The organism is Polaromonas glacialis (assembly GCF_000709345.1).
In the GTDB taxonomy this organism is placed as follows: domain Bacteria; phylum Pseudomonadota; class Gammaproteobacteria; order Burkholderiales; family Burkholderiaceae_C; genus Polaromonas; species Polaromonas glacialis.
Map to the genome: position 1 here is coordinate 3677996 of NZ_KL448323.1, position 11448 is coordinate 3689443.

Consider the following 11448-nt stretch of genomic DNA (forward strand, 5'->3'; position numbering starts at 1 on the left):
AGATGGTTTGGGTGCTTCGTAAACAACCATCCTATCGGTCCTTGGTCAGCCCCCTCCCTTTGCATTCAAGCACTTACGCTCGTCGCTCAATGCCAAACAGCCAAAGTAAGTGCCATTCGAATTAAGCCCATGCTGCACACCGCCTCCCTTTCGAAAAAGCTGCTGCGAATCGGCGCCAGCCTGCTGATCCTGGCACTGGCGTCGATCGGGCTGACCCTGTGGGTCACCTGGCAGCTGGAAGGCGGCGCTGCGGCAGTCAATGAAGCCGGGCGCATGCGCATGCAGACCTGGCGCCTGACCAGCGCAGTGCATGCCGGCACGCCCCCCGCCGACCTGCAGCGCCTGATCGGCAACTTTGAAGACAGCCTGTCGGTATTGCGCAGCGGCGATGCATCCCGGCCGCTGTTCGTGCCCTGGGACGACCAGGTCCGCCAGCAGTTTTCCGTGGTCGAGTCGCTTTGGCAGGTGCAGCGCCAGCACTGGCTGGCCGAGCCAGCCCTTCCGGTGGATGCTTCGCTGCAGACGGCCGGTGATTTTGTCGAGGCCATCGACCGCTTCGTGCTGGCGATCGAGCGGCACCTGTCGCGGCTGACCGCGATCCTGAACCTGTTCCAGTTCGCCATGATGGCGCTGGCCATCGGCGGGGCGGTGATCATGCTCTACACCGGCTACCTGTATGTGATCAGTCCCCTGAGCCGGCTGCGCCAAGGGCTGGGCAAGGTCGAGTCCGGGGAGTTCGCGACCCGCATCGACGTTGACACTGAGGACGAGTTCGGCCAGGTGGCTGCCGGCTTCAACCGCATGGCCGGCACCCTGGAGTCGATGTACCACGGGCTCGAATCCCAGGTCGAGGCCAAGACCCGGCACATCGAGGCGCAGCGGCTGCGGCTGGAGGCGCTTTATGAAGTCAGCGCCTTCCTGGCCCAGGCCAGCAGCATCGAGGAACTGGCGCGCGGCTTTGCCCAGCGTGTGCGCACCCTCATGAAGGCCGACGCCGGGGCGGTTCGCTGGTCGGATGACGCCAGCCAGCGCTACCTGATGCTGGCCTCCGACTGCTTTCCGCAGGACATGCTCGAAGAAGAGCGCACGCTGCTGGCTGGCGCCTGCGCCTGCGGCAGCCTGAAAACCGAATCCCGGACGCGCGTGATCCCGATCCTGAGCCACGACGAAATCCCGGTGCGGCGCTGCGCCAGGGTGGGCTATGAAAGTGTGGTCAGCGTGCCGATCCGGCTGCAGCAGCGCCTGCTGGGCGAATTCAATTTGTTCTTTCGCAGCGCCGTCACGCTGAGCGCGGAAGAAACCGAGCTGCTCGACGCGCTGGCCAGCCACCTGGCCAGCGCGCTGGAAAGCCTGCGCGCCGCCGCGCTGGCCCGGGAGGCCGCCGTGGCCGAGGAGCGCGCGATGCTGGCGCGTGAATTGCATGACTCGATTGCCCAGTCGCTGGTGTTCCTGAAGATCCAGGTGCAGCTGCTGCGCGGCGCGGTGCAAAAAGGGCAGGCCGTGCAGATGAACCAGGCGCTCGATGAACTCGACACCGGACTGCGCGAGAGCATCGGCGACGTGCGCGAACTGCTGGTGCATTTCCGCACCCGCACCAACACCGACGACATCGTGCAGGCGCTGCAGGAAACGCTGCACAAGTTCCAGCACCAGACCGGCCTGCCCGCCCACCTGAGCGTTCAGGGCGACGGCCTGCCGCTGCCGCCCGATGTGCAGGTGCAGGTGCTGCATGTGATGCAGGAGGCGCTGTCCAACGTGCGCAAGCATGCCCGCGCCACCAGCGTCGAGATGGAGGTGGTCAAGGGCGCACAGTGGCGCTTCATGGTGCGCGACGATGGCATCGGTTTTGATACGGGTCACCGCAACGGCCCTTCGCATGTGGGCCTGAAGATCATGCGCGAGCGCGCCAGCGGCATTGGCGCCGAGGTGGCGTTTGAGTCAGGGCCGGGCAAGGGAACCCTGACCACCCTGACGCTGCCGGCGCATCCGGTGGCAAACGGCAAACGGACAACGCCGGACATGACGCTGGAGCCTGCTGCCGGGCGCTTGCCGGCGCTTCAGGCCCACCAAGCATCGATTCAAAGGTAAAAAACAATGAATAATGCCTTTTGCGCAATATCCACGGGCATGAGCAGCTATAAAAAAAGTAGCTGTTCATGTGCCCTTGCAAGCCGGTCGGAAACGCAGGAAACCTGCTTGAGAGCCGGCGCATGAAGACGGTCCGGCTACTGGTGGTCGATGACCACAACCTGTTTCGCCGGGGTCTGGTGGCGCTGCTGTCGCAGGATACGCGTTTCGAGGTGACCGGCCAGGCGGGCGACATGGGCGAGGCGCTGCGCTGCGCCGAGCGCGACCGGCCGGACCTGATCCTGCTGGACAACCACCTGCCGGGCGTTCTGGGAATCGACGGCATCACGTCGCTCAAGCAGGCTGCGCCGGGAACCCGCATCCTGATGCTGACGGTCAGCGAAAACCAGAACGACCTGGCCGCTGCGCTGCAGGCGGGCGCCGATGGCTACCTGCTCAAGACCGTCGAACTCGACCATTTGTCGGGCTATATCTTCAAGGTGCTGGCCGGCGAGTCGGTCGTCAGCCCGGAGATGATGACCAAGCTGGTGACGGCATTTCGCGGCCGGCCATCGGGGCCGCCCGCGCCGCTGGTCGCGCCTGCCGAGGCCGCGCTGTTGCCCGAGCTGCTGGCCGGGGCCTCGCCGGAATTGGCTCCAGCGCGCGAGAACGGCGATTCGCTGTCGGCACGCGAGCGCGAGGTGCTGGCGCTGATTGCGCTGGGCGACAGCAACAAGCTGATTGCCCGCAAGCTCGACATTGCGGAAACCACGGTGAAGATTCACGTCCAGCACATCTTCCGCAAACTCCAGCTGACGTCGCGCGTGCAGGCGGCCGTGTACGCCACCAGCCGCGAACAGGGTTGACCTGGATCAATCTTCCCTTCGATTGAAAGGGGAGTAGTCCTTCAGAACGATGGCGGCCAGGGCCGCCATCGTTCGTTTGGCGTCGCCGTCACGTCCTTCAGTCGGATGGTGATGAAGTGCGAAAAACGCGACAGTCATGCCATGTCCCCTGGAGAGAAAAACATGGCCTCTGAGCTGAACAATTCAAGAAAAGCGTGGTCGGTGCTGATCGTCAGCACGCTGGCGTTCACCGTCTGCTTCATGGTGTGGATGATGTTCGGCGTCATCGGCATTCCGATCAAGAAGATGCTGGGCCTGAACGCCACCGAGTTCGGCCTCTTGATGGCCACCCCGGTGCTGACGGGGTCGCTGATCCGTGTGCCGCTGGGCATCTGGACCGACAAATACGGCGGCCGCATCGTCATGGCCGTGCTGATGGCGATCACCGTGCCGGCGATCTGGATGATGAGCTACGCCACGCAGTACTGGCATTTCCTCACCATCGGCCTGTTCGTCGGCCTGGCCGGCGGCTCGTTTTCGGTCGGCACGCCTTACGTGGCGCGCTGGTTTCCCAAGAGCCGGCAGGGCATGGCGATGGGCGTGTACGGCGCGGGCAATTCGGGTGCCGCCGTCAACAAGTTCGTCGCGCCGGTGATCCTGGTGGCCTTTGGCTGGACCATGGTGCCGCAGGCCTATGCGGTCATCATGCTGGCCACGCTGGTGCTGTTCTGGCTGTTCAGCCACAGCGACCCGAAGCACCTGGTGCCGAGCAATGTCAGCTTCAGGGACCAGCTCAAGGCGCTCAAAGACCCCAAGGTCCTGAAATACTGCCAGTACTACAGCATCGTGTTCGGCGGCTATGTGGCGCTGTCGCTGTGGATGGTGCAGTACTACATCGGCGAATACGGCCTGGACATTCGCACGGCGGCGCTGCTGGCGGCCTGCTTTTCACTGCCCGGCGGCGTGCTGCGCGCGGTCGGCGGCGTGCTATCCGACAAGTACGGCGCGCACAGCGTGACCTGGTGGGTGATGTGGGTGAGCTGGGTCTGCCTGTTCCTGCTGTCGTATCCGCAGATGGATTTCACGCTGCTGACGGTCAACGGCCCCTCGACCTTCCACCTGGGCCTGAACGTCTACGCCTTTACCGGCCTGATGGCCGTGCTGGGCATTGCCTTTGCCTTTGGCAAGGCCAGCGTCTTCAAGTACATCAGCGACGACTATTCGCACAACATCGGCGCCATCAGCGGCATCGTCGGCCTGGCCGGTGGCCTGGGCGGCTTCGTGCTGCCCATCCTGTTCGGCGCGCTGATGGACCTCACCGGCGTTCGCTCCAGCGCCTTCATGCTGATGTATGGCGTGGTCTGGGTCTCGCTGATCTGGATGTACTGGACCGAAGTGCGCCGCACCGAAGTCATGGGCCGCAACGCGGCCGGCGCCAACGCCTGAACCCGAACTCACCACCGAGAAAATCATGAACCTTAAAGCTGCTTCTCCCGCAGGCGCTGCCGTCCTGCCGCCTGGAAAAGATTCGGGCGCCGACATCACCGACTGGCGTCCAGAGGATGAAAACTTCTGGGAAAACACCGGCAAGCGCATTGCCTACCGAAACCTGTGGATTTCGGTGCCCAGCCTGCTGTGCGGCTTCGCCATCTGGGGCATGTGGGGCATCATCACGGTGCAGATGCTGAATCTGGGCTTTCCGTTCACCCAGGCCGAGCTGTTCACGCTGACCGCCATTTCCGGCCTGGCCGGCGCGACCATGCGGATTCCGGCGTCTTTCCTGATCCGCCTGGCCGGCGGGCGCAACACGATCTTTTTGACAACCTCGATGCTGCTGGCCCCGGCCATCGGCACCGGCATCGTGCTGCAGCATCCCGAGTGGCCGCTGTGGACCTTCCAGTTGATGGCTTTGTGGTCGGGCGTCGGCGGCGGCAATTTCGCCAGCTCCATGTCCAATATCAGCGGCTTTTTCCCCAAGAGGCTGCAGGGCACGGCGCTGGGCCTGAATGCCGGCCTGGGCAACTTCGGCGTGACGACGATGCAGATCGTCATTCCGCTGGTGATGACGATGAGCGTCTTTGGCAGCTTCGGCGGCGAGCCGACGGTGCTGGTAAAAGACAGCGGCTGGATTTTCGGCAAGATCGCCGCCGGCACGCCGACCTGGATCCAGAACGCGGGCTTCACCTGGCTGCTGTCGCTGGTGCCGCTGTCGATTTTGTGCTTTTTCGGCATGAACAACCTGAAAACGGTGTCGCCCGCGATTGGTGGAACGATTCCGGCTTTTCTGAAGATCATCTGGCTCTACACCCTGTCGTTCATTCCGGCCGGCGTCGGCCTTTACCTCTACCTGCCCAAGCCTTCGGGCCTGGGCCTGCTGAACATGTGGCTGGCGATGCCGCTGATCATCGTCAGCACCCTGATGGTGCTCAAGCTCACCGCCTTTGGCCCGATGAAGGAAAGCATCGCCAAGCAGTTTGCCATCTTCAGCAACAAGCACACCTGGTCGCTGACGGTGCTGTACATCGTCACCTTCGGCTCCTTCATCGGCTTTTCAATGGCGTTGCCGCTGGCCATCACCATCATTTTCGGCATCAGCCATGTGCCTGACGCGGCCGGCATCATGCAGCACACCCTGAAGAATCCGAACGCGCCCTCGGCGCTGACCTATGCCTGGATCGGCCCCTTCGTCGGCGCGGCAGTGCGGCCCATCGGCGGCTGGATTTCCGACAAGGTGGGCGGCTCCATCGTCACCCAGATCATCTCGGCCGTCATGGTCGCCGCCTCGGCGGCGGTCGGCTACGTCATGCTGCTGGCCTACAAGTCGCCGGCGCCGGAAGAGTACTTCCTGATGTTCATGGTGCTGTTCGTGGTGCTGTTCACCGCCAGCGGCATTGGCAACGGCTCGACCTTTCGCACCATCGGCGTGATTTTCGACCGCCAGCAGGCCGGCCCGGTGCTGGGCTGGACGTCGGCGATTGCCGCCTACGGCGCCTTCATCGCCCCGGTGGTGATTGGCGCGCAGATCAAGGCCGGCACACCGCAGAACGCCATGTACGGCTTTGCGATTTTCTATGCCCTGTGCCTGGTGCTGAACTGGTGGTTCTACCTGCGCGCTGGCGCCGAGATCAAGAACCCTTGACACGCCCCTGATTTTAAAAAATTACCGACTTACCGGAGAGATCAATGAGTCATTTTCTAGACCGCCTCAGCCACTTTTCCAACCCCCGGGAATCATTTTCGGGCGACCACGGCGTCACCACGGCCGAAGACCGCACCTGGGAAGACGCCTACCGCAACCGCTGGGCGCATGACAAGGTGGTGCGCAGCACCCACGGCGTGAACTGCACCGGTTCGTGCTCGTGGAAGATTTACGTCAAGGGTGGCATCGTCACCTGGGAAACCCAGCAGACCGACTACCCGCGCACCCGCTGGGACATGCCCAACCACGAGCCGCGTGGCTGCTCGCGCGGCGCCAGCTACAGCTGGTATTTGTACAGCGCGAACCGCGTCAAGTACCCGATGATCCGCGCCCGGTTGCTCAAGCACTGGCGCGAAGCGCGCCTGACGCTGCCGCCGGTCGAGGCCTGGGCCGCCGTGGTGCAAAACGACGCCAAGCGGCGCGACTACCAGAGCGTGCGCGGCCTGGGCGGCATGGTGCGCTCGACCTGGGACGAGGTCAACGAGCTGATCGCCGCGTCCAACATCTACACCATCAAGCAGCACGGCGCCGACCGCATCATCGGCTTTTCGCCGATTCCGGCGATGTCGATGGTCAGCTATGCCTCGGGTTCGCGCTACCTTTCCTTGATTGGCGGCGTGTGCATGAGCTTTTACGACTGGTATTGCGACCTGCCTCCGTCCAGCCCGCAGGTCTGGGGCGAGCAGACCGACGTGCCCGAGTCGGCCGACTGGTACAACTCCAGCTTCATCATCGCCTGGGGCTCGAACGTGCCGCAGACGCGCACGCCCGACGCCCACTTCTTCACCGAAGTGCGCTACAAGGGCTGCAAGACGGTCGCCATCACGCCCGATTACTCCGAAGTCGCCAAGCTGTCGGACCTGTGGCTGCACCCCAAGCAGGGCACCGATGCTGCCGTTGCCATGGCGATGGGCCATGTGATCCTGAAGGACTTTTACTTCGGCGGCAACGGCCGGCCGCGTTCGGCGTATTTCGACGACTACGCACGCCGCTATACCGACCTGCCGATGCTGGTGATGCTCAAGTCCCACACGCTGGAAAACGGCGACACCTGCCTGGTTCCCGACCGCTATGTGCGCGCTTCGGACTTCGCCGACCAGCTCGGTCAGGACAACAACCCCGACTGGAAAACCGTTGCTTTCGATGCGAACGGTGAAGTGGTCACGCCGCAGGGCGCCATCGGTTTCCGCTGGGGCCCTGACGGCCGCGCCGACATGGGCCAGTGGAACCTGGAAGCCAAGGAAGCCCGCGAAGGCAACGACGTGAGCCTCCGGCTGTCGGCGCTGGAAGGCGACGAAGCGGGCCACGACAGCGCCCGCGTCGGCTTTCCGTATTTCGGCGGCATCCACCACGAGCATTTCCCGAACAACGAGCAGGGCGACGTGCTGGTGCGCAGCGTGCCGGTTTCCCGTATTTCGGTTGGCAAGGAGGGGGAAGCCAGGGAGGTGCTGGTCGCCACCGTGTTTGACCTGCAGGCCGCGCAGTACGGCATTCCGCGGGGGTTGCCAGGCGAACTGGCCGCCGCTGACTTTGACGACAACACGCCCTACACACCGGCCTGGCAGGAGCAGATCACCGGCGTGCCGCGTGCCCAGATCATCACCGTGGCCCGCCAGTTCGCCGAAAACGCAGAGAAGACCGAAGGCCGCTCGATGGTCATCATCGGTGCCGGCATGAACCACTGGTACCACAGCGACATGAACTACCGCGCCGTCATCAACATGCTGATGATGTGCGGCTGCATCGGCAAGAGCGGCGGCGGCTGGGCGCATTACGTCGGCCAGGAAAAGCTGCGCCCGCAGACCGGCTGGACGCCGCTGGCCTTTGCGCTGGACTGGATTCGCCCGCCCCGGCAGATGAATTCGACCAGCTTTTTCTACGCCCACACCAACCAGTGGCGCTATGAAAAGCTCGGCGTCGATGAGGTGCTCTCGCCGCTGGCCGACAAGAAGCAGTACGGCGGAAGCATGATCGACTACAACGTGCGCGCCGAGCGCATGGGCTGGCTGCCTTCGGCACCGCAGCTGCAGACGAACCCGATGCAGGTCGTGAAGGACGCGCAAGCCGCCGGGCTGGACGCGAAAGACTATGTGGTCCAGTCGCTGAAGGACGGCTCGCTCAAGATGAGCTGCGAAGACCCGGACCATCCGGCCAACTGGCCGCGCAACATGTTCGTCTGGCGCTCCAACATCATCGGCTCGTCGGGCAAGGGCCACGAGTATTTTCTCAAGCACCTGCTGGGCACCGACAACGGCGTGCAGGGCAAGGACCTGGGCGCCGAAGACGGCAAGCCCGAGGAAGTCGTCTGGCATAGCAAAGCGCCCGAAGGCAAGCTCGACCTGCTGGTCACGCTCGACTTCCGCATGAGCACGACCTGCCTGTATTCGGACATCGTGCTGCCAACCGCCACCTGGTACGAGAAGAACGACCTGAACACCAGCGACATGCACCCCTTCATCCACCCGCTGTCCACCGCCGTGGACCCGGTGTGGCAGTCGAAAAGCGATTGGGAAATCTACAAGGGCTTTGCCAAAAAATTCAGCGAACTGTGCGTCGGCCACCTGGGGGTCGAGAAAGAAATGGTCCTGACCCCGGTAATGCACGACACGCCGGGCGAACTGGCCCAGCCCTTCGAAGTCAAGGACTGGAAGCGCGGCGAGTGCGAGCTGATCCCAGGCAAGACGGCGCCGCAGATGCAGGTGGTCGAGCGCGACTACCCGAACGTGTACAAGCGCTTTACCGCCGTCGGCCCGCTGCTGAAAAAGATCGGCAACGGCGGCAAGGGCATTTCGTGGAACACCGACATAGAGGTCACGCAGCTCGGCCAGCTGAACGGCCTGGTGCTTGAACCCGGCGTGACGCAGGGCATGCCGCGCATCAACAGTGACATCGACGCCTGCGAAATGGTGCTGCAGCTCGCCCCTGAAACCAACGGCCACGTCGCCGTGAAGGCCTGGGAAGCGCTGGGCAAGCAGACCGGCCGCGACCACACCCACCTGGCGCTGCACCGCGAAGACGAAAAAATCCGTTTCCGCGACATCCAGGCGCAGCCGCGCAAGATCATCAGCTCGCCGACCTGGAGCGGCATCGAGTCCGAAACCGTCTCCTACAACGCCGGCTACACCAACGTGCATGAATACATCCCGTGGCGCACCCTGACGGGCCGCCAGCAGTTCTACCAGGACCATCCGTGGATGCTGGCCTTCGGCGAAGGCCTGGCCAGCTACCGGCCGCCGGTGAACCTGAAGGCGACGGCGGGCGTGCACGGCATCCGTTCCAACGGCAACGCCGAAATCCTGCTGAACTTCATCACGCCGCACCAGAAATGGGGCATTCACTCGACCTATACCGACAACCTCTTGATGCTGACCCTGAGCCGGGGCGGCCCGATCATCTGGCTGAGCGAGGACGACGCCAAGCTGATCGGCGTGGAGGACAACGACTGGATCGAGGCCTACAACGTCAATGGCGCGATTTCGGCGCGGGCGGTGGTCAGCCAGCGCGTCAAGCCCGGCATGGTGATGATGTACCACGCGCAGGAAAAGATCGTCAACACGCCGGGTTCGGAAATCACCGGCCAGCGCGGCGGCATCCACAACTCGGTGACGCGCATCGTGCTCAAGCCGACGCACATGATCGGCGGCTATGCGCAGCTGAGCTACGGCTTCAACTACTACGGAACCATCGGCACGAATCGCGACGAATTTGTCGTGGTACGCAAGATGGACAAGGTCGACTGGCTGGACACGCCACGGGATGATGAACGCGCCTTCGCGGTGCAACAACTGGGAGAAGCAGCATGAAGGTACGCGCTCAAATCGGCATGGTGCTGAACCTGGACAAGTGCATCGGTTGCCACACTTGCTCGGTGACCTGCAAGAATGTCTGGACCAGCCGTCCGGGCATGGAATACGCCTGGTTCAACAACGTCGAGACCAAGCCCGGCATCGGCTACCCCAAGGAATGGGAAAACCAGGACAAGTGGAACGGCGGCTGGATCCGCAAGCCCGACGGCTCCATCGAGCCGCGCCAGGGCGGCAAGTGGAAAATGCTGATGCGCCTGTTCGCCAACCCTAACATGCCGCAGATTGACGACTATTACGAGCCGTTCACCTTCGACTACGACCATTTGCAGTCGGCGCCCGAGATGAAGGCCACGCCCACGGCCCGCCCGCGCAGCCTGATCACCGGCAAGCGCATGGAAAAGATCGAATGGGGCCCGAACTGGGAGGAAATCCTGGGCGGCGAGTTTTCCAAGCGCAGCAAGGATGCGAACCTGGACAGCTTCGACCAGGTCCAGAAGGACATGGTCGGCCAGTTCGAGAACACCTTCATGATGTATCTGCCGCGCCTGTGCGAGCACTGCCTGAACCCGGCCTGCGTGGCGTCGTGCCCGTCGGGCTCGATCTACAAGCGCGAGGAAGACGGCATCGTGCTGATCGACCAGGACAAGTGCCGCGGCTGGCGCATGTGCGTCTCGGGCTGCCCGTACAAGAAGATCTACTACAACTGGAAAAGCGGCAAGGCCGAAAAATGCACCTTCTGCTATCCGCGCATCGAGGCCGGCCAGCCGACCGTGTGCAGCGAAACCTGCGTCGGCCGCATCCGCTACCTCGGCGTCATCTTGTATGACGCCGACCGCATCCAGGAAGCCGCCAGCGTCGAAAACGACAAGGACCTGTACCAGGCCCAGCTCGACATCTTCCTCGACCCGAACGATCCGGCGGTGATTGCGCAGGCGCGCCTGGACGGCATTCCCGAAACCTGGCTCGAAGGCGCGCGCCGCAGCCCGGTGTACAAGATGGCCGTCGAATGGAAGGTCGCCTTGCCGCTGCACCCCGAGTACCGCACGCTGCCGATGGTCTGGTATGTGCCGCCGCTGTCGCCCATCACCTCGGCCGCCAACGCCGGCCAGATCGGCATCAATGGCGAGCTGCCTGACATCGCGCAGATGCGCATTCCGGTGCAGTACCTCGCCAACCTGCTGACCGCCGGCGACACCGCGCCGGTGATCCGTTCGCTGCAGCGCATGATGGCGATGCGCTCCTACCAGCGCAGCAAGCATGTGGACAACGAGCAGAACCTGGCCGTGCTGGCCCAGGCCGGCCTGACGGTGGCCGAGGTCGAGGAGATGTACCACATCATGGCGATTGCCAACTACGAAGACCGCTTTGTGATTCCGACCAGCCACCGCGAATACGCCGAAAACGCCTTCGACATGCGCGGCGGCTGCGGTTTCACCTTCGGCAATGGCTGCTCCGACGGCGCCAGCGATGTCAGCCTGTTCGGCGGCACCAAGAAACGCACGATTCCCATCAAGGTAGAGGTCTGAAAACC

At 63.5% G+C, this 11448-nt stretch carries 7 protein-coding genes; 6 read left to right on the forward strand and 1 reads right to left on the reverse strand.

What is annotated here, in order from left to right; all coding sequences use genetic code 11:
* The first annotated feature begins 129 nt into the window (after positions 1 to 129).
* Together EC86_RS0118065 and EC86_RS0118070 are read left to right on the forward strand one after the other, a co-directional pair.
* Entirely contained in the window at positions 130 to 2088 is a 1959-nt protein-coding gene (locus tag EC86_RS0118065) for a type IV pili methyl-accepting chemotaxis transducer N-terminal domain-containing protein (protein WP_084181432.1), read from the forward strand.
* A 122-nt stretch (positions 2089 to 2210) separates the two neighbouring features.
* Positions 2211 to 2933, forward strand: a complete 723-nt coding sequence (locus EC86_RS0118070; protein WP_029527247.1) for a response regulator — start codon at positions 2211 to 2213, stop codon at positions 2931 to 2933.
* Positions 2934 to 2939: 6 nt separating this feature from the next.
* Here EC86_RS0118070 and EC86_RS30410 read toward each other — a convergent pair whose 3' ends face one another.
* Positions 2940 to 3071 (reverse strand): hypothetical protein, encoded by a 132-nt coding sequence (locus tag EC86_RS30410; RefSeq protein ID WP_269635730.1) that lies wholly within the window; start codon positions 3069 to 3071, stop codon positions 2940 to 2942.
* A 24-nt stretch (positions 3072 to 3095) separates the two neighbouring features.
* On the opposite strand from EC86_RS30410, the gene EC86_RS0118075 reads away from it, so the two are divergent.
* The 4 genes from EC86_RS0118075 to narH are packed head-to-tail and all read left to right on the forward strand — an operon-like array spanning position 3096 to position 11443.
* Entirely contained in the window at positions 3096 to 4358 is a 1263-nt protein-coding gene (locus EC86_RS0118075; protein ID WP_036773487.1) for an MFS transporter, read from the forward strand.
* A 25-nt stretch (positions 4359 to 4383) separates the two neighbouring features.
* Positions 4384 to 6051 (forward strand): MFS transporter, encoded by a 1668-nt coding sequence (locus EC86_RS0118080; RefSeq protein WP_029527249.1) that lies wholly within the window; start codon positions 4384 to 4386, stop codon positions 6049 to 6051.
* A 44-nt stretch (positions 6052 to 6095) separates the two neighbouring features.
* Positions 6096 to 9914: a nitrate reductase subunit alpha gene (locus EC86_RS0118085; RefSeq protein WP_029527251.1), complete on the forward strand. Its 3819-nt coding sequence runs from the start codon at positions 6096 to 6098 to the stop codon at positions 9912 to 9914.
* Entirely contained in the window at positions 9911 to 11443 is a 1533-nt protein-coding gene (narH, locus tag EC86_RS0118090; protein WP_029527253.1) for a nitrate reductase subunit beta, read from the forward strand. Before EC86_RS0118085 ends, narH begins: the two co-directional genes overlap by 4 nt.
* Positions 11444 to 11448 lie beyond the last annotated feature (5 nt).

What these genes read in the sequence shown, in the direction of transcription:
- EC86_RS0118065 (WP_084181432.1), top strand. Translation starts at nt 130, where the DNA reads ATGCTGCACACCGCCTCCCTTTCGAAAAAGCTGCTGCGAATCGGCGCC.
- EC86_RS0118070 (WP_029527247.1), top strand. Translation starts at nt 2,211, where the DNA reads ATGAAGACGGTCCGGCTACTGGTGGTCGATGACCACAACCTGTTTCGC.
- EC86_RS30410 (WP_269635730.1), bottom strand. Translation starts at nt 3,071, where the DNA reads ATGACTGTCGCGTTTTTCGCACTTCATCACCATCCGACTGAAGGACGT.
- EC86_RS0118075 (WP_036773487.1), top strand. Translation starts at nt 3,096, where the DNA reads ATGGCCTCTGAGCTGAACAATTCAAGAAAAGCGTGGTCGGTGCTGATC.
- EC86_RS0118080 (WP_029527249.1), top strand. Translation starts at nt 4,384, where the DNA reads ATGAACCTTAAAGCTGCTTCTCCCGCAGGCGCTGCCGTCCTGCCGCCT.
- EC86_RS0118085 (WP_029527251.1), top strand. Translation starts at nt 6,096, where the DNA reads ATGAGTCATTTTCTAGACCGCCTCAGCCACTTTTCCAACCCCCGGGAA.
- narH (WP_029527253.1), top strand. Translation starts at nt 9,911, where the DNA reads ATGAAGGTACGCGCTCAAATCGGCATGGTGCTGAACCTGGACAAGTGC.